Source organism: Flavobacterium sp. Flavsp81, from assembly GCF_059491325.1.
The window spans coordinates 4,349,626-4,369,334 of record NZ_CP168505.1 but is presented as its reverse complement, the minus strand read 5'-3'; the positions used below and the strand labels follow the sequence as shown (position 1 = coordinate 4,369,334).

At 33.6% G+C, this 19,709-nt stretch carries 17 protein-coding genes; 13 read left to right on the top strand and 4 right to left on the bottom strand.

Translation table 11 applies throughout. The features are described from left to right. Positions 1-11 precede the first annotated feature (11 nt). On the top strand, positions 12-1,529 hold the full coding sequence (gene gpmI, locus ACEN92_RS18400) for a 2,3-bisphosphoglycerate-independent phosphoglycerate mutase (protein WP_495639787.1): 1,518 nt from the start codon (positions 12-14) through the stop codon (positions 1,527-1,529). 163 nt (positions 1,530-1,692) lie between these two features. Here gpmI and ACEN92_RS18395 read toward each other — a convergent pair whose 3' ends face one another. Further along, positions 1,693-2,946, bottom strand: coding sequence for a DUF445 domain-containing protein (locus ACEN92_RS18395; protein WP_495639786.1), 1,254 nt, complete (start codon positions 2,944-2,946; stop codon positions 1,693-1,695). 246 nt (positions 2,947-3,192) lie between these two features. Between ACEN92_RS18395 and map the strand changes: the two genes are divergently transcribed. The 7 genes from map to pruA all read left to right on the top strand — a co-directional run bounded on the left by map (position 3,193) and on the right by pruA (position 11,971). Continuing rightward, positions 3,193-4,011, top strand: a complete 819-nt coding sequence (gene map / locus ACEN92_RS18390; RefSeq protein WP_495639785.1) for a type I methionyl aminopeptidase — start codon at positions 3,193-3,195, stop codon at positions 4,009-4,011. A gap of 70 nt (positions 4,012-4,081) precedes the next feature. Next, entirely contained in the window at positions 4,082-4,486 is a 405-nt protein-coding gene (locus ACEN92_RS18385) for a GxxExxY protein (protein WP_495639784.1), read from the top strand. A 39-nt stretch (positions 4,487-4,525) separates the two neighbouring features. Next, positions 4,526-5,299 (top strand): methyltransferase domain-containing protein, encoded by a 774-nt coding sequence (locus ACEN92_RS18380; RefSeq protein ID WP_495639783.1) that lies wholly within the window; start codon positions 4,526-4,528, stop codon positions 5,297-5,299. 144 nt (positions 5,300-5,443) lie between these two features. After that, positions 5,444-8,383 (top strand): DEAD/DEAH box helicase, encoded by a 2,940-nt coding sequence (locus ACEN92_RS18375; protein WP_495639782.1) that lies wholly within the window; start codon positions 5,444-5,446, stop codon positions 8,381-8,383. Positions 8,384-8,463: 80 nt separating this feature from the next. Then, entirely contained in the window at positions 8,464-9,723 is a 1,260-nt protein-coding gene (locus tag ACEN92_RS18370; RefSeq protein WP_495639781.1) for a type IX secretion system plug protein, read from the top strand. Between the two features lie 84 nt (positions 9,724-9,807). Further along, positions 9,808-10,194 carry a Co2+/Mg2+ efflux facilitator ApaG/CorD gene (apaG, locus tag ACEN92_RS18365; protein WP_007803244.1) on the top strand — a complete coding sequence of 129 codons (387 nt, stop codon included), beginning with the start codon at positions 9,808-9,810 and terminating at the stop codon, positions 10,192-10,194. A gap of 151 nt (positions 10,195-10,345) precedes the next feature. Beyond that, entirely contained in the window at positions 10,346-11,971 is a 1,626-nt protein-coding gene (gene pruA, locus ACEN92_RS18360; protein ID WP_495639780.1) for an L-glutamate gamma-semialdehyde dehydrogenase, read from the top strand. 223 nt (positions 11,972-12,194) lie between these two features. Here the strand turns inward: pruA and ACEN92_RS18355 are convergent, their stop codons facing one another. From ACEN92_RS18355 to rsmG, 3 genes are all read right to left on the bottom strand, one after another. Next, the gene (locus tag ACEN92_RS18355) at positions 12,195-12,371 is read right to left on the bottom strand and encodes a type II toxin-antitoxin system RelE/ParE family toxin (protein ID WP_495639779.1); all 177 of its coding nucleotides are present in this window, start codon (positions 12,369-12,371) and stop codon (positions 12,195-12,197) included. Beyond that, positions 12,361-12,594: a hypothetical protein gene (locus ACEN92_RS18350; protein WP_495639778.1), complete on the bottom strand. Its 234-nt coding sequence runs from the start codon at positions 12,592-12,594 to the stop codon at positions 12,361-12,363. The genes ACEN92_RS18355 and ACEN92_RS18350 overlap by 11 nt, the downstream gene beginning before the upstream one ends. Positions 12,595-12,734: 140 nt before the next feature. Continuing rightward, positions 12,735-13,364 (bottom strand): 16S rRNA (guanine(527)-N(7))-methyltransferase RsmG, encoded by a 630-nt coding sequence (gene rsmG / locus ACEN92_RS18345; RefSeq protein WP_495639777.1) that lies wholly within the window; start codon positions 13,362-13,364, stop codon positions 12,735-12,737. Positions 13,365-13,471: 107 nt separating this feature from the next. On the opposite strand from rsmG, the gene ACEN92_RS18340 reads away from it, so the two are divergent. The 5 genes from ACEN92_RS18340 to ACEN92_RS18320 all read left to right on the top strand — a co-directional run bounded on the left by ACEN92_RS18340 (position 13,472) and on the right by ACEN92_RS18320 (position 19,356). Further along, positions 13,472-14,572 carry a fatty acid desaturase family protein gene (locus ACEN92_RS18340; protein ID WP_495639776.1) on the top strand — a complete coding sequence of 367 codons (1,101 nt, stop codon included), beginning with the start codon at positions 13,472-13,474 and terminating at the stop codon, positions 14,570-14,572. A gap of 70 nt (positions 14,573-14,642) precedes the next feature. Next, the gene (locus ACEN92_RS18335) at positions 14,643-15,833 is read left to right on the top strand and encodes a pyridoxal phosphate-dependent aminotransferase (RefSeq protein WP_495639775.1); all 1,191 of its coding nucleotides are present in this window, start codon (positions 14,643-14,645) and stop codon (positions 15,831-15,833) included. Positions 15,834-16,176: 343 nt separating this feature from the next. After that, positions 16,177-16,635 (top strand): ferritin-like domain-containing protein, encoded by a 459-nt coding sequence (locus tag ACEN92_RS18330; protein ID WP_495639774.1) that lies wholly within the window; start codon positions 16,177-16,179, stop codon positions 16,633-16,635. A 119-nt stretch (positions 16,636-16,754) separates the two neighbouring features. Continuing rightward, entirely contained in the window at positions 16,755-17,333 is a 579-nt protein-coding gene (locus tag ACEN92_RS18325) for a hypothetical protein (RefSeq protein WP_495639773.1), read from the top strand. Between the two features lie 148 nt (positions 17,334-17,481). After that, on the top strand, positions 17,482-19,356 hold the full coding sequence (locus ACEN92_RS18320; protein ID WP_495639772.1) for a peptidase U32 family protein: 1,875 nt from the start codon (positions 17,482-17,484) through the stop codon (positions 19,354-19,356). Positions 19,357-19,709 lie beyond the last annotated feature (353 nt).

Genomic DNA, 19,709 nt, shown 5'->3' with positions numbered 1-19,709 from the left:
ACAAAAAACCGATGAATAAGAAAGTAATCCTTATGATTTTAGATGGTTGGGGAAAATCTCCCGACCCTAAAGTATCTGCAATAGACAATGCAAATGTTCCTTTTATAAACAGTCTTTACCAAAATTACCCAAGCGCGCAACTTAGAACTGACGGATTAAACGTTGGTTTGCCCGAAGGTCAAATGGGAAACAGCGAAGTTGGTCATATGAATCTTGGTGCAGGAAGAATTGTTTACCAGGATTTAGCCAAAATAAACCTGGCTGTAGCACACCAGACACTTGCCAAAGAGCAAGTATTAGTTGATGCTTTTACTTATGCTAAAGAAAACAACAAAAAAGTACACTTTTTAGGATTAGTTTCTGATGGAGGTGTCCACTCTCATACTTCACACTTACGTGGATTAATTGATGCATCACAAGAATATGGATTAAAAGATGTTTTTATTCATGCTTTTACAGACGGTCGTGATGTGGATCCAAAATCGGGTGCAAAATACATTCATGATTTAGAAGAATATATTAAGGATACTCCGGTAAAAATTGCATCTATCATTGGCCGTTATTATTCAATGGACCGTGACAAACGCTGGGAGCGTGTAAAACTGGCTTATGATTTAGTTGTAAATGCAATCGGAACTCATTCAAAAAATGCAGTTGCAAGCATCCTTGACAGTTATGCAAATCATATTACAGATGAATTTATTGAACCAATCGTAATGGTTGATGAAGAGGAAAAACCATTAGCAACTATTGTTGAAGGTGATGTTGTAATTTTCTTTAACTTCAGAACAGACCGTGGCCGTGAACTTACAGAAGCTCTTTCGCAACAAGACTTTCACGAACAAAACATGCATAAACTTAATTTATATTATGTTACGCTTACCAACTACGATGAAACGTATCAAAATGTAAAAGTCGTTTACAACAAAGACAATATTACCGAAACTCTTGGTGAAGTTTTAGAGAAAGCTGGCAAGAAACAAATCCGTATTGCGGAAACAGAAAAATATCCACACGTAACATTTTTCTTTTCGGGAGGAAGAGAAACTCCTTTTATTGGTGAATCAAGAATTTTAAGAAATTCTCCAAAAGTAGCTACTTATGATTTACAGCCTGAAATGAGTGCTTTCGAATTAAAAGATGCTCTTATACCTGAATTAAACAAAAGAGAAGTTGATTTTGTATGTTTAAATTTTGCTAACGGTGATATGGTTGGTCATACCGGAATCATGAGTGCTGCAATTTTAGCCTGCGAAGCTGTCGATGCCTGTGTAAAAGAAGTTATCGAAGCTGCTTTGGCAAATGATTATACAACAATCGTTATTGCCGATCACGGAAATTGTGAAACCATGATCAATCCTGACGGAAGCCCAAATACGGCGCACACAACAAATCCGGTGCCGATTATTTTAGTTGACAAAGATTTGAAAAACATCCAAAATGGTGTTTTAGGCGACATCGCTCCTACTATTTTAGAGTTAATGGGAATTGAACAGCCAGCTGCAATGACTTGTCATTCATTATTGTAACAGACATTTTATTTAATAAAAAAAGAGGCAAGTTTCAGGATTTGCCTCTTTTTTGTTTTTTATAGATCAAATAACGTGTCAGCCTGAGCGGAGTCGAAGGCTTGTGAAACAGAAGGGTTTCGACTCCGCTCAGGCTGACATTCTTGTTTTGAAAATAATTTTATCACATTATAAAATAATGATATGCCCATTCAACTGCATAAATTATAATTCCAATAAGTCCTCCTACCAAGGTTCCGTTGATTCTTATGTACTGAAGATCTTTACCGATTTCTAATTCTAATTTTTCAGAAACTTCTTTACCATCCCAGCTCTTTACGGTTGAAGAGATTAAATCCCCGATTACCTTTTTATTATTCAAAAGAACAGAAAGCAAATCATTCTTAATAAAATTATTGATTTTATCGATCATCACCGGATCTTCCTGAATTCCGTTTCCAAAAACCTGAATCAAATCGGCAATATTATTTTTAATCGAAGACGCATCTCCCTTTTCTAAATCATTGGTTATTGACAATTTTATTTCATCCCAAATTCCATTAATATAATCCTGCACTTCTTTTTTGCCCGTAAAACCAAGAATCATATCGTTAATCTTGATTCTCATCTCTTCGGAATTTTTTACCTTGTCCAGAAAATCATGGATATATTCATCAATTTTAAATCGGATTTCACTTTCAGGATTTTTTGCTTCATCAAGAAACTCTTGCAATCCGTTAAAAATACCTTCTGAAATACTTTTATCGGCCAGGCCAAAGCTCAAAAAAGGCGTAGATTGTTTTACTTTTTTCCGAATCAAATCTTTATTGTTACTCAATTCCGAACTCAGAACTTCCAGAATATTAGTAAGCAATTCATCTTTTACATTTCCTTTCTGCAAAGGCTCCAAAGCCAAAGCTACCCAATCTCCAAAATTAATAGCTTCTAATTTTTCCTTGAACTGAACCTGAATGAAACGTTTTACATCTTCATCTTTTATCGTTTTCATTACACCGGGAATAATATTTAGTGCAATCGAATTGGCGATATTATTTGCGTTTTTTTCCTGAGAAAGCCAATCAGAAGCTTTTGTAGCAAAGTTGAATTCGTCTAACTTAATTTCAAGTTTTTCACGGTTCAGAAATTCTTCGGAAACAAAATTGCCCAGATTCTCCCCAATTTCATTTTTCTTGGTTGGAATAATAGCAGTATGCCAGATCGGAATTCCAAGAGGATGACGAAACAAAGCAACAACCGCAAACCAATCGGCAATTCCACCAACCATTGCAGCTTCACTAAAAGCCTGCAGCATCGGAATTTTAAAATAAACAGCAATTATAAACAGAAGCACTGCGACACCTAAAAGTGCCAAAGCACTGGCCTTCATTTTTCGCAAAGCTTTTAATTTAACTATATCCTGATCTGTAGAACTTTCCATGATTATAACGTTTTCTACTAATTTACGGTTTTCTGTCAAATAATAAACTGAAAAGGCTTTGAAATTAAAAAGGTGTGCCACAAATTTTACAAATCTTCACTGATTATTTTTTACGCAAATTTTAAAACAAAATGAAATTCGTGAAATTCAATTTTCAGGTTAATATTGAATTCATACTAATTCATGAAATTCGTGGCGAAAAATTTATATTAAAATTGTACTTTTGCGAACTGAAAATTCGAAAATATGATTATCCAAAAAAGTAGAGAGGAAATTGAATTAATGCGCGAAAGTGCTTTAATCGTATCTAAAACATTAGGAATGATTGCTTCTGAAATTAAAGAAGGAGTTACCACATTATATCTTGACAAATTAGCCGAGGAATTCATTCGTGATCATGGTGCAGTGCCAAGTTTTCTTGGATTGTATGATTTCCCGAACTCACTTTGTATGAGTCCGAATGCTCAGGTTGTACACGGAATTCCTAACAATACGCCTTTGAAAAACGGAGATGTTATTTCGGTAGATTGCGGTGCATTTAAAAATGGATATCACGGCGATCATGCTTATAGTTTTGAAATTGGAGAAGTTGCCCCGGAAACCAAAAAGCTTTTACAGGTGACCAAAGAATCTCTTTACGTAGGAATCAGAGAATTTAAAGCAGGAAATCGCGTAGAAGATGTTGGAAACGCGATTCAGAAATATACGGAATCTCATGGATACGGAGTTGTTCGTGAATTAGTTGGTCATGGCTTAGGCCAAAAAATGCACGAAGCTCCTGAAATGCCAAATTATGGTAAAAAAGGCAGAGGAAAACTTTTTGTTGAAGGAATGGTTGTTGCCATTGAGCCTATGATCAACATGGGAACAAAAAACATCAAACAGCTAAAAGACGGCTGGACAATCTTAACTGCTGACGGAAAACCAAGCGCACATTTTGAGCATGATGTTGCCCTAATTGATGGAAAACCGGAAATTTTATCGACTTTCTATTACATCTATAAAGCATTAGGAATCGAAAGCAACGAAGAAGATGAATTTAGAAAAGTGCCTTTAGTATTATAATTATTTCACAGAGATCCACAAAGATATACGCCAAGATTCACAAAATTATTTAATTTATAAGCCTTTTTAAATGTATGAAGAGAACACTGAATCTCGTGATAAATTAGATGTAATTACATATAAAATTATTGGTTTAGCAATTGAAGTTCACAAACAATTAGGTCCGGGTTTATTAGAATCGGCATATCAGGAATGTTTATTCTATGAAATTGTAAACTCTGGTTTAGCTGTTGAAAAACAAAAAGCATTACCGATAATTTATAAAGACATAAAACTTGATCATGGATATAGAATTGATTTACTGATTGAAAACACAATTGTGATTGAATTAAAAACTGTTGAAGCTTTTACTGATGTACATTTTGCACAGATACTAACATATCTAAAGCTTGGAAATTATCCATTAGGATTACTTATTAATTTTGATTCAAAAATTTTAAAAAACAATATCAAAAGACTTATAAACACTTTGTGAAGCTCTGTGCTAACTTTGTGAAACTCTGTGAAACGCCCCATGAAAAAACTATTTAAACTAGTACTTAATACAATCCCACGTCCATTATTAATTCGTTTGAGTTATGTGGCTCGCCCAATTTTGGCTTTATCATTAAAAGGAGACAAATTTACTGATCCTATTGATGGGAAAAGTTTCAGATCGTTTTTGCCTTATGGATACGGAAAACAACGCAATAATGTGCTTTCGCCAAGTACACTTTCATTAGAGAGACACCGTTTGCTTTGGCTGTATTTAAACGATCAGACTGATTTTTTTACAGCACCGAAAAAAGTATTGCATTTTGCTCCGGAACAAGCTTTTTATAAACTATTCCGCAAGCAAAAAAACCTTGATTATACAACAACCGATTTGTTTTCGCCTTTGGCAGATGTAAAAGCGGATATCTGTAATTTGCCTTTTAAAGACAACGAATATGATGTGATATTATGTAATCACGTTTTAGAACATATTCCGGATGATACAAAAGCGATGCAGGAATTGTTCAGAGTTTTAAAACCGGGAGGAATGGCAATTCTTCAAATTCCACAAGATTTGTCAAGAGCTGTAACTTTTGCTGATGATACTATTACAGATCAAAAAGAACGTGCTAAAATATTCGGTCAATACGATCACGTTCGTATTTATGGCCGTGATTATTTTGATAAATTAAGAAGTATTGGCTTTATTGTAATCGAAGAAGATTACACCAATAAACTTACTCCTGAACTGGTAGAAAAATATTGTTTGGCAAAAGGCGAAATTATTCCACTTTGCTTTAAACCGGAAAACTAATTTTTCCACCATATAAGTGATATTAGCTCATTTAAAAAAGTTCGAATACTGAAAAAATAAAAAAAATCCGTTTTTATCAGCGTTTTGCTTTAGCAATCCGTTTTATCTGCGTTCTATTTTATAGTTTTCTATTTTTTGAATTAAATGAATTTACCAAATTACAACCAAATCAAACCTATCATCTTGGAGCCTTCAAAATCATTTCAATTTTGTTTTGATATCAGTTTTGAAAAAAATCTGAATGCTTATATTCCAACAGCTTATATTGTTGAGAATACAGATGAAATCAAATACCTGGACAAAAAAGCAAGCAAGGATGTACTTGAAAGCTTCGGAATTGTTTTTGAAAATTTAGATTCCAATACCAAAAAAATACTGACAGCTTGTGAATCTTTAAAACCTGAATTTATATTCAAAAAATTCAGTACCAAAATCAAATCGGCTAAAACGATTGCCGATCTGCAAAAAGATCCCAAAATTGATTTTGCAATTCGTCAGCATTTAAAATTCAATTTAAGTTCCTTTTACGATTTAATTGTGAAGGAACAATTTCCTTTATCTTTGGATTTGGGACCTGAAAAAGACTTTTATCGATCCAGAGTCAATATCGATTCTCGTGATTTTGAACCTCAAATTAAATTTGCTAAACATTCAGAAGGCATTACTTACACCCTTTCTTTAAAAGAAAATAAAACTACTTTTTCACCTATGAATAGTAGTATCGATATTCTTTTGGATGAGCCGGGCTGGTTAATTATTGATAAGAAATTAGGGCGGTTAAAAGAGCTTAATTCTAAAAAACTGACCCCTTTTCTAAAGAAAAAATCAATTGAAATACCTTCAAAATTGGTTGATAATTATTTTAAAAGTTTTATTCCCGAAATAGCCAAAAAAATTGATATTGAAGCCACTGGTTTTGAAATGGAAGTGCGTGATCAAATAATTTCGACTACGATTCAGCCTGTTTATGATTTCTTTAAAAATTGTTATTACCTCAATCTGTATTTCGATTATAACGGTTATTTATTTGACGCCGGTAAAACTAAAAAAACACATTCTTTTGTTGATTTCGGTATTGCTAATGAACCCAAAATAATTCAGTTTAAAAGAAGTGCCGTCGAAATTTTATATACAAAAAAATTACTTGAAATTGGTTTGGTAAAAATCAAAAACGAACTGTTTGGGCTGGATACAGATTTAGAAGCAAATGATCCTTATATCAATATTCAATTAATCATTGACAATAAGGAAAAGCTTGAAAGTTTAGGTTTTACAATCCAAAATCTGAAACTTGAAAGCAAAGAAATCATTCCAGAAAACCATACTGTTTCGGCCTCAAAAGAAACAACCGGCGATTGGTTTGACATTAAAATTATCATTACTATTGGAAAATATACAATCAATTTCAGCGATATAATCCCAAACATAAAAAGCAGGGAAAGACTCTTTATGCTTCCTGACGGAAACTATTTTCTGATTCCGTTGGAATGGTTCAGCAAGTATAGTTCACTGGCTAAACTGGCCAATACAGAAAACGGAAACCTTCTTTTACGCAAAAGCAATTTTACTGCTTTGGATGTGATTCCCGAAATAGAAAAAGAGGTAATTGAACAAACTGAATATAAATCTTCTGATTTACTGAAAGCAACTTTAAGACCTTATCAAATTGACGGAGTGAAATGGCTTCTGGGGCATTTCAATTCCGGTTTAGGCGCTTGCCTGGCTGATGATATGGGACTCGGGAAGACATTACAAACCTTAGCCGTTCTGGTTGCCGTACAGGAACAACTTGGATTTACAACTAAAACCACGAATTTTGATTTGTTTCAAAATGAAACGACTATTGAAAGAGAACCTTTAAAAACCCTTATTGTTTTACCTTCATCATTAGTTTTTAACTGGTACAATGAAGCTGCAAAATTTACTCCGCATTTCTCAAAAATGCAGTATGTTGGTAACGACAGAAAATTATCAGCAAGCCGATTAGCATCAACAGATTTAATTTTTACCAGCTACAGCATTGTTCATCGTGATATTTCAATTTTAGAAAAATATGATTTCCGCTATTTGATTTTGGACGAAAGCCAATACATTAAAAACAAAAATTCTAAGATTTTCAAAGCTATTAATAAAATAAATACTGCTCATAAAATAGCGCTAAGCGGTACGCCTATCGAAAATTCTTTGGACGATTTATGGTCGCAAATGCAGTTTATAAATCCAGATATTTTGGGTACTTATAATTTTTTCGCAGAGCATTTTAAAATCCCTATTGAGAAGAAACAAGACGAAAACACTTTATCTGAATTAAAAAACCTCATTCAGCCCTATATTTTAAGAAGAACCAAAGAACAGGTTTTAAAAGATTTGCCCGAATTAACGGAACAGATTTATTATTGTGATATGGATCCTGAACAGGAAAAATTATATGAAAAAGAAAAATCAAAAGCTCGTAATTTTTTATTAAAAACAGATGGATCCAGCCCTGATAAAATCAGCATTATCAATACTTTGATGAAGTTAAGACAGTTGAGTAATCATCCAAAAATGATAGATCATGAGTCTGAAATTGATTCCGGAAAATATATTGCAGTCACTAATTATCTGGAAAGTTTAGTAAGAGGAAAACAAAAAACCATCATTTTTAGTTCGTTTGTTACTAATTTGAGTTTTTATACCAATTGGTGCAAGGAAAACAAAATAGAATATTGTGAAATCACAGGAGAAACTCCTGCCAAAAAAAGAGAACAGCAGGTAAATCTGTTTCAGGAAAACGAAAATCCTTTGTTATTTTTTATTTCACTCAAAGCGGGCGGTGTTGGTTTGAATATTACCAAAGCTTCTTATGTTTTGTTTTTAGATCCGTGGTGGAATCCTTTTGCTGAAAAACAAGGAGTTGGAAGGGCACACCGAATTGGACAGTTAAACAAAGTCAACGTTATCAGATTTATTTCGAAAAATACGGTAGAAGAAAAAATAATCAAACTGCAGGAAAACAAAAAGCTGTTATCTGATTCACTATTAGAAGAAAGCTATATTAACGACGAAATAGAAGTTAATTTAGAATACATTTTGAGTTCTTAACAAATTGTTTTTAAAACCAATAAATTGTCCTATTTTTCGTTGTATAAATTGTTATATTTACAATCTTACAACCTAATAAGATGCCAAAAATTTTATTTCAAAAACTTCTTCTGGTTTTCATTTTTACTTCAGCAACAGCCCAGGAAGTACAAAATGAAATTACTCCACCCTATAATATCAAAACAGTTTCGTTTGTTCAAAATGGCACTAATGTCGTTCCTATATTTGAATTAGGCGCTTCATTTGAATTTCAATTTGATGATTTATTTGGTAATGAAGCCAATTATTATTTTGAAATTACACATTGCGATTATAACTGGAAACCGACAGGTATTCCTAAAACAGATTACATTCTTGGTTTCGACAATCAAAGAATTACAGATTACTCGAATTCTTTCAATACACTCCAGCTTTATTCGCATTACAGACTCCCTTTTCCAAACCAGTTCACGACACAATTGCGAATTTCCGGTAATTATATGCTAAAAATCCTGAATGAAGACCGGGAAGTTGTTTTTTCGAGAAAATTTATTTTATATGAAGGACGTTCTACTGTTGCAGCCCAGGTAAAAAGAAGCAGAAACCTCAGCAATATTGATTATAAACAGAATCTTGATTTTGCAATCACATCCAATGATATTGTTTTTCAAAATCCTTTACAAAATGTAAAAATACTTTTGATTCAGAATGGAAATTTTAATACGACTATCAAAAACGTACCTCCACAATACACACTCGGGAATCAATTGGTTTATAAATATGATAGCGAAACACAGTTCTGGGGAGGGAATGAATTTTTATATTTTGAAAATAAAGATATAAGAGTTGCCAGCAATAATGTTGCAAAAATAGGTGCGAACAGTGATATTTACAATTCATTTTTATATACCAGTCCGGCAAGAGCAAATCAGATTTACACCGTAAATCAAGATGTAAACGGAAATTTTGTAGTCAAAAACATCAATGCCTCAAACAATGCGATCGAAGCCGATTATGCGTGGGTTTATTTTAGTCTTTCGGCTCCTGCTTTCAGACTGGACAAAGACATTTATATCACGGGAATGTTCAATAATTACAGTTTATCGCCTGAATATAAAATGGATTATAATACTGAAAAAGGTATTTATGAAAAAGCAGTAATGATTAAACAGGGTTTTACTAATTTTCAATATACAGTAGCGGACAAAAAAGGAACTATTGATTATGAGAATGCTATTGATGGAAATTTTTACCAAACTGAAAACGAATATACAATTTTAGTTTATTACAAAGAAAGTAATGACCGTTACCAAAGGGTTATCGGTAAGGGAAATGCGAGCTCCTTAAATATTATCAATTAAAAACATTCTAAAAAAGGATTTCAATAGAATCATTTTTTTTCGTAAGTTTGCATTTATAACACTCACATATATACTACTTTAGTTATGGTTTCTCAGATAACAAGGGGCATAAAAATATCTGTTTTGACTAGTTTTGAAGGTACTTACTTCAAAAACTATAAAATTCATTTTGCCTTTAGTTATGTAGTTACAATTGAAAATCACAGCAAAGATTCCGTACAATTAACTTCTCGTCACTGGGAAATTTTTGACTCCTTAAACGATATAGAAATTGTTGATGGTGAAGGTGTTATAGGAAAAAAACCTGTATTAAAACCAGGAGAAAATCATACTTACAGTTCGGGTTGTTTATTATCTTCGCCTTACGGAGCGATGAAGGGTCATTTTAATATGATAAACTTTACCACAACCAAAATATTTAAAGTAATCGTTCCTACTTTTAGAATGTGTGCTCCCTTTGCCATAAATTAACACTTCGTTAATTTTTTTCTTCTATCGTTATCTTCTTCTTAAAATTATCAAATTATTAATTTATCCTTCGTACTTTTGTACTCCGTTAGATTATTCGCAATAAATCAAATCTTCTAACTGCTAAATTGTTTAATTATCTAATTTCAATAACATGCTAAAAGGATTCTTTCATGTACCAAAAGCGGTAAACGAGCCAGTTAAAGGATACGCACCAAATTCACCAGAAAAAGCAGCCGTTCAGGCAGCATATACCACAATGTGGAATTCTAAAATCGATGTTCCATTATATATTGGAAGTGAAGAAATAAGAACTGGAAACACAAGAACAATCTCAGCTCCTCATGATCACAAACATATCGTAGGAACATATCACTTAGCTGAAAAACAACATGTTGAGAAAGCGATTGCCAACGCACTTGAATCAAGAAAAGCATGGGCAAATATGGCATGGGAACAGCGTGCCGCTATTTTCTTAAAAGCTGCTGAGCTTATCGCCGGCCCATACAGAGCACGCATCAATGCGGCTACAATGATTGGGCAATCTAAAAATATTCATCAGGCAGAAATTGATGCTTCTTGCGAATTGATTGACTTTTTACGTTACAACGTAGAATTTATGACTCAAATTTACGGAGATCAGCCAAAATCTGATTCTACAACATGGAACCGTTTAGAATACAGACCTCTTGAAGGTTTTGTTTACGCAATTACTCCATTTAACTTTACTGCAATTGCTGCCAATCTTCCTGCAAGTGCTGCCATGATGGGTAACGTTGTGGTTTGGAAACCAAGTGACAGCCAGGTATTTTCTGCAAAAATCATTATCGAAATTTTCAAAGAAGCAGGTGTTCCTGATGGCGTTATCAACGTTGTTTTTGGAGATGCTTTAATGATTACTGATACTGTTTTAGCAAGTCGTGATTTTGCAGGTGTTCACTTTACAGGTTCAACTCATGTATTTAAAGATATCTGGGCTAAAATTGGAGCGAACATTCATAACTATAAAACATACCCAAGAATCGTTGGGGAAACCGGGGGTAAAGATTTTATCATCGCACACCCAAGCGCTAACGTAAAACAAGTTGTTACAGGAATTACACGTGGTGCATTTGAATTTCAAGGGCAAAAATGTTCTGCAGCTTCAAGAGTTTATATTCCGCAAAGTTTATGGCCAGCTGTAAAAGAGCAATTAATCATTGATGTAAAGTCAATGAAAATGGGTTCTCCTGAAGATTTCGGAAATTTTATTACTGCAGTTATCCACGAAGGTTCTTTTGATAAATTAGCCAGTTATATCGATCAGGCTAAAAAAGATGCTGATGCTGAAATTATTGTTGGAGGAAATTATGATAAATCTGTGGGTTACTTTATTGAGCCGACAGTTATTGTAACGACAAACCCAAAATATACTACAATGGAAACCGAATTATTCGGACCGGTTGTTACTATATATATTTACGAAGATGCTAAATGGGAAGAAACTTTAGAATTGGTTGACACTACTTCTGAGTATGCTTTAACCGGTGCAGTTTTCAGTCAGGATCGTTATGCTATTGAAGTAGCGACAACGAAATTGCAAAATTCGGCCGGTAACTTCTACATTAACGATAAACCAACCGGAGCCGTTGTTGGAATGCAGCCTTTTGGCGGAGCGAGAGCATCCGGAACTAACGATAAAGCAGGTTCTGCTTTGAATTTATTGCGTTGGGCTTCTCCGAGAACTATCAAAGAAACTTTTGTAACTCCTGAGGATTATAGATATCCGTTTTTGGAGTAATTTTAGATTTTAGAAATCAGATTTTAAATTTATAAAAAAACCGCAAATTTCAAATGAAATTTGCGGTTTTTGTTTATTAGCTTTTTGATTAGTTTATAATTTAAACCAATCTAAAGTCTTTTTCCAGGATTTCTTTTGTTATGAAAACAAGAAAGAACACGAATGTTATTTTTATTTTCATCAATTATATAAAAAAGTGAATAAGGAAATTTTCTAAGTGTAATTACTCTAACTTCTTTATAACAAATTCTAAAAAAGGATTTTTGGACAAAGTCCCATAGACTTTTTCTAATTGTAGGATAAAATTATTTGGAGCCTCATCACTATCTTTCGCATAAAAATCAATAGCTTTAATTATTTCATTTTGAGCAAGAGACGAAACTATAATCTTATAGTCCATATTTTGATTTTAGATGTGTAATCGAATCCTCAGACGAAATATAATCACTTCCGTCTTCTTTTAATCTTTCATCCAAAATCGTTTTCATTTCTTCTGTTAGCTCAAAATCTTCCTCTTCTTCAATTGTAATTATGATTGGTCTTGATTTATAGGCCACCTTAATTGCGTCCAAAATATCTTCATTAATATCTTGTGCTGAATCTAAATGATATGTTGTATACATAATGCTTTATTTTAAAAATTAAAAATCACTTCAAATTCTTTTTTACCATCTAATTACTGTGGCAATATCAAATTTACTAAAAAAAACATTCCTAATTCATAACTTTCAAAACTTGAAACTTTAAACAATCACAATTTTTTCTAAGCCTGAAACTTCAAAGGCAAATGCACTACTTTTTTAGTTTCGAAAAACTCATCCTCAAAAATCGTGGATAAATCATATAAGGTTGCTTTTGGAAAGTCTTTTAATTCTTCGGTTAAATCGCCTCCTTTTAAATATAAAATTCCGTTTCTTAAAGTGTGTTTGTGCTGTTTTTTTATTTTATCATGAATCCAGGATACAAAATCAGGCATATTAGTCACAGCACGACTCACAATAAAATCGAAATCTCCTTTTACCAATTCGGCACGTTTCTGTTCTGCTTTTACATTTTTTAATTCTAAGGCATCTACAACACCTTGGACTACTTTTATTTTTTTTGCAATCACATCAATCAGGTAAAAACGGGTTTCCGGAAAAAGAATCGCCAACGGAATCCCTGGAAATCCCCCACCTGTTCCAACATCCAGAACAGTTGCTCCCGGTTCGAACTTCATGATTTTTGCAATTCCAAGTGAATGCAGAATGTGTTTTGTATATAAAGCGTCAATGTCCTTTCTTGAAATAACATTAATTTTTTCATTCCAATCGTGATATAAAAAGTCTAATTTTTGAAATTGTTCGATTTGAATGTCAGTCAAATCAGGAAAATATTTCAGAATCTCATCCATTGCTGTAATTTTTTAACAAAAGTAATACTTTACGATTGAAATATTTAACTCAATTTTGCAAATTGAAAATTTATAATAATTACCTTTGAAAACTATTTAAATTAATTATGAATAACACTGCCCCTACATTTGCAAAGCAAGACAATCTGAAGTTCTTCAGAACACTTAACTCACGGGTAAACACTTACTTTAAAGAGAACAACATTCAGAAAACCGGAAACTGGAAATTGCACTTAAAAGCTATTATTCTTTTTACCGTGTTCCTCACTCCTTATTTTTTAATTCTGGCTCTTGATACTATGCCGTTTTGGGCACAATTATTATTGAATATCGTAATGGGAATCGGAATGGCGGGAATCGGAATGAACGTTATGCATGACGGCAATCACGGTTCGTATTCCTCCAAATCATGGATTAACAAAATTATGGGTGGAACCATTTATGTTTTAGCCGGAAATGTTCACAACTGGCAGGTACAACATAATGTATTACACCATACTTATACCAACATTCACGGCCATGATGAAGATCTTGATGCCGGAAGAATCATTCGTTTTACGCAAAATGCAGAATGGCATCGTTTTCATAAATTTCAACATTATTATTCTTTTTTCTTATATGGATTATTAACTTTTAATTGGTCTTTGACAACCGATTTTAAGCAAATGAAAAACTACCTGAAAAGAAAATTATCTTACGGAGCACCTCAAAGTCCAACTAAACTCTGGACAGTTTTAGTAATCACAAAAATAATTTACATTTTAATCTGGATGGTTTTACCAATGGTTTTAGGAGTAGCATGGTGGAAAGTCGTTATTGGTTTTTTTGTGATGCATTACGTTGCAGGATTAATTTTGAGCATTGTTTTTCAATTGGCGCATGTTGTTGAGGAAACTTCAAATCCGGTTCCTAATGAAGAAGGGGAAATCGAAAATACGTGGGCTATTCATCAATTGTACACCACCGCTAACTTTGCACCGAAAAACAAAATAGTAAACTGGTTTACCGGAGGATTAAATCATCAGATCGAACATCATATATTTCCAAATATCAGCCACGTACATTACGGGAAAATCGCTGAAATTGTAAAACAAACAGCCAAAGAGTGTAATTTACCTTATTATGAATTCAAAACCATGAGAAGCGCTGTTTGGGCACATTACAAGCATCTGAAAGATCTTGGAATGAAACCTGAATTATCCCTTTAAACTAAAAATCTATTAATAATTAACCTTCCTTAACTTCAAGTTGAAATTAAGGACAATCAAAATTTTTATAATGAACCATATTCTTTCAGACAGAATTAACAATTTAGCTACTTCGCAGACTTTAGCGATGGCTGCATTAGCTCGTGAGTTAAAAGCACAAGGAAAAGATATTATCAGTTTAAGTTTAGGTGAGCCTGATTTTAATACCCCTGATTTTATTAAAGAAGCTGCAAAAAAAGCTATTGATGAAAATTACAGTACATATTCTCCGGTAGACGGATATCAGGATTTAAAAGAGGCAATCTGCAGAAAATTCAAAAGAGACAACGGTTTAGAGTACAAACCTTCTCAAATAGTAGTTTCTACAGGAGCAAAACAATCTTTATACAACATTGCACAAGTAATGCTGAATGATGGTGACGAGGTTATTTTACCTGCACCATACTGGGTTTCTTATTTCGAAATTGTAAAACTTTCTGGCGGAGTTCCCGTAGAAGTTCCAACATCTGTAGATACCGATTTCAAAATTACGCCTGAGCAATTAGAAGCGGCAATCACACCAAAAACAAAAATGATGTGGTTCAGTTCACCTTGTAATCCTTCAGGTTCTGTTTACAGCAGAGAAGAATTGACAGCTCTTGCAAAAGTGTTGGAAAAACACCCAAATATATATGTAGTAGCTGACGAAATTTATGAGCACATCAATTTCTCAGGAACTTTCTGCAGCATCGGTTCAATCCCGGGAATGTTAGAAAAAACAATCACTGTAAACGGAGTTGCAAAAGCTTTCGCCATGACAGGATACAGAATTGGTTATATCGGAGCACCGGAATTCATCGCAAAAGCGTGTACAAAAATTCAGGGACAAGTAACTTCAGGAGCAAATTCTGTAGCGCAGCGTGCTACTATTACTGCTGTTGATGCTGATCCGAGCGTATTAAACCACATGGTTCAGGCTTTCCACAGCCGCAGAGATTTGGTTGTTGGATTATTAAAAGAAATTCCTGGTGTAAAAATCAACGTTCCGGAAGGAGCATTTTATGTTTTCCCGGACGTTTCTTCTTTCTTCGGAAAAACATTAAGAGGAACTGAAATTAAAGATGCAAACGATTTATCAATGTATCTTTTGGCTGAAGCAAACGTTGCTACTGTAACCGGTGACGCTTTCGGAAATCCTGATTGTATTCGTTTCTCTTACGCAACAAGCAACGACATTTTAAAAGAAGCTTTAAAAAGAATCAAAGAAGCTTTGACCGCATAACAATATAATCATTTTATTAAAACAGCTTAAGGTTTAAAGTTCATCGCTTTATACTTTGAGCTGTTTTTTTATGGGGTTACCTCCGGCCGGGCTATACGTTTCAATCTTTTGTTCCATTCCATTACACAAAAGGATTTTCACTTCTATCCCTAACCCAAACGGCGAAAACTACTCATTTTTGATTCAAAAGAAAATCTGCTTTAATCTGTTAAAATCTAAGTAAAAAAATTTCACTTTCAAAATTCCCATTCCACAATTTTATAAACAACCTTTATAATTCTGTAAAACATAACGTTTTATAAAATCCCAACTTTGTATTATACATTAATTTAAAATTAAAGTCATGATACATACAGAAGAAACCACCAAAGAAGCCGTTAGTACATTAGAAGGATTGATATCAATTCTGGAAGATGGAAAATTAGGATATACAAATGCTGCAGAACATGTCGAGAGTCCAGCCATCAAAACTGATTTTTTAGAATATGCCCGTGAGCGTGCCTTGTTTATCATAGAACTGCAGGATGAAATCAACAGACTTGGAAAATCGACAGATACTTCCGGCGGAGGACCTTTAGGAGCATTACACCGTACCTGGATTGATATCAAATCATCATTTACCGGTGGAGATACAGAAGCCATTATCAACGCCTGTATTACCGGAGAAGAAGCTGCTGTTGAAAAATACAAAGCTGCCTTAGAAAAAGATGAACTTGACGGAAATCAAACCGCTATTGTTTCAAAACAATTAAACAGTATCGAAAATACATTAGCAAAGATTAAAGCTAAAAAATTGTCATAATATTTGACACTATATTTTTGAGAAGAAAAACTATCCGGTTCTTAAACTGGATAGTTTTTTTGTTTTATAGAAATTGAAAATTAATTCTTACTTTCGCCCCAAAATCAAAAAACCATTTTATGACTTCAACTTTACGCAATTTCTTTTTAATTATAATTTTTACATTATTTTTTTCAAATCTGACAAAAGCTCAAACGACAGGCAAATTTATTAAAGCCTCAATAGGTTTTGGATCAAGCACTTCATATTATGAAGAAGAAAATCCTGAAATCATAGACGGCTTCGGATTTTATACGCAAGGAGAATATGTGATTGGATTAACTAAATGGTTTAGCATAAGACCGTATGCCGGAGTTATTTTAACATCAGCAGATGAAGATATCAAAAAGAACCCGGAAGGATACAAAGTAGAAACTAAAGCATTTTTACTCGGAGGAAAAGTGCGGCTCTGCGCTCCGATACCCTGGATAGCACCTTTTATTGAAACAGGTATTGGCACATCTATAGGTTCTTTTGAAACTTTTACGCAAGATGTTAATAAAAAAAAGAGTGGCGCTTTAGTCCATATTCCTATAAGTCTGGGACTGGCAGTTGGCCCTAAAAACAATATAGAAATTGCAGTTTCTTTTTATTTACATCCATCCGCCGAACAATCTTCCGGGGCATTGGCTGCAGGATTTACTTTTCCTTTAGATTAAATATCATAAGTAACGATCTTAACCAACATCATTCCATATAATCTAACTATTTCAAAAAAAGTCACTTCAGCATTAGCAAACTCAAATTATTTATAAGAACTTTGCACACTTTTTTCTGTGAATACCACAAAAAACTAAAGTTTTAGAAATGAAGAAGAAAATTGAAATATTAGCTCCTGCTAAAGATTTAATTGGAGGAATGGCTGCCATAAATAGTGGTGCCGATGCTGTATATATTGGTGCACCGCAATTTGGTGCGCGTTCTAATGCCAATAACTCTATTGAAGATGTTGCCGCTTTGGTACAATATGCGCATCTATTTAATGCTCAGGTTTTTGTGGTAATGAATACCATTTTGTATGACAACGAATTGGAAACCTGTCGTAAAATGATTTATGAATTGTACGATATCGGTGTTGATGCATTGATCATTCAGGATATGGCGATTATGGAAATGGAGCTTCCTCCTATCGTACTTCACGCCAGTACACAAGCCAATAATCGTGATGCAGATAAAATTAAATTCCTAAAAGATGCCGGAATCAAACGTGTGGTTTTGGCCCGCGAATTGAACCTGCATCAAATTAAGACAATCTACGACGAAGCCGATGTTGAGTTAGAGTTTTTCGTAACCGGAGCTTTATGTGTTTCGTTTAGCGGAAACTGTTATATGAGTGTGGCCAACGGAGAACGTAGCGCCAATCGTGGTTCCTGCGCTCAAAACTGTCGTCTGCCTTATAACTTAATTGACGGGAACGGAGAAACATTGATAAAAAACAGCCACTTGCTTTCGATTAAGGATTTAGACATTTCAGAACAAATCCCCAATTTAATTGAAGCCGGAATTGTCTCTTTTAAAATTGAAGGACGTCTAAAAGATGTTGTTTATGTTAAAAATAACGTTTCTTATTTACGTCAAAAACTGGACAGCTTTTTAGAAAACGAAGGAAGCGATAAATACACCAAAGCTTCTTCCGGAAAATGTACGTATACTTTCGATTCTTCTTTAAACAGAACTTTCAACCGTGGTTATACCGATTATTTCGTAAACGAAAGACACAGCTCTATTGGTTCCTGGGAAAGTCCAAAATCAAAAGGACAATATATAGGTAAACTGATCAAAACAGTTGGAAACTACTATGAAATCGAAAACGGAGAATTACTAAACAACGGTGACGGGCTTTGTTTTATCAACGAAAACAATGAAGCCGAAGGAATTTATGTAAACAAAGCCGAAAACGGTAAAATATACCCGAACGTTTTAAAAGAAGTAAAAGACGGAACTTTCATCTACCGAAATAACGATGCCGCTTTCATCAAAATTGTCGAAAGAGAAGACAGTGCAGTTCGAAAAATCAGCACCACTTTATTGCTTACAGAAAATGAAACCGGTTTCGAATTAATCGCAACCGACGAAGACGGAAACGTAAGCATCGTAAATTTAGAACACTTAAAAGAGCAGACTAAAACCGGTGAATCAATCGAAGAAAACATCAAAACGCAATTGGCAAAAACAGGTTTTACACCTTATACTGCAGATGAAATCAATATTATGTTTTCTCAAAACTGGTTCCTTCCTATTTCAAAGATCAACGAAATGAGAAGAACGGTTTACGATCAATTATCTGAGATTCGTTTGAAAAATTACAAACGTGAAGAACATCAATTGGTAAAAACTTCGCATCCGTATCCTGAAACCAAACTGGATTTCATGTACAACGTTTCGAACAAAACAGCCCGTAAATTCTACGAACGCCACGGTGTTACCGAAATAGAAAAAGCATTCGAATTACAATGGGATCCTGGGAAATCGCGCGTAATGACAACTAAATACTGTATTAAATACGAATTAAAAAAATGTCCGATACACCAAAAAGACATAGTAGGTGTTAAAGTAAAAGAACCTTTGGTTTTAAAACAGGGCGAATTAGAATATAAACTAAAATTCAACTGCAAACCCTGCGAAATGGAAATTTGGGAAAAAGATGCAGAATTCGAAATCGAGGAAGATCATTTTCATTAAAATACAAAACCGATACTTTATTAAAAAAAGAGTATCGGTTTTTTTATTTGTTGTCTTATATCATTTGAATCTTCAGTGTTGGAAATAAAGTTAAAATTTAATAAATAAAAAAGACATCTATAATTATGATTTCAGCATGCAGTTTATACTGAGATTGAAAACTAAAACTCCTTTTCTTAATCCAAGATAAGTGCGTTTAATACAGTTAATTTATTGAGTAATTATAAGGCATTACATACATAACTTGAATAAAAAATAATTTTTTATCATAAAATCAATAAATAATGTGCAATAAATTTGATTTGCATTCATAAATGATAAAATATTATTATACTTGCACGATTCTTAAAAAC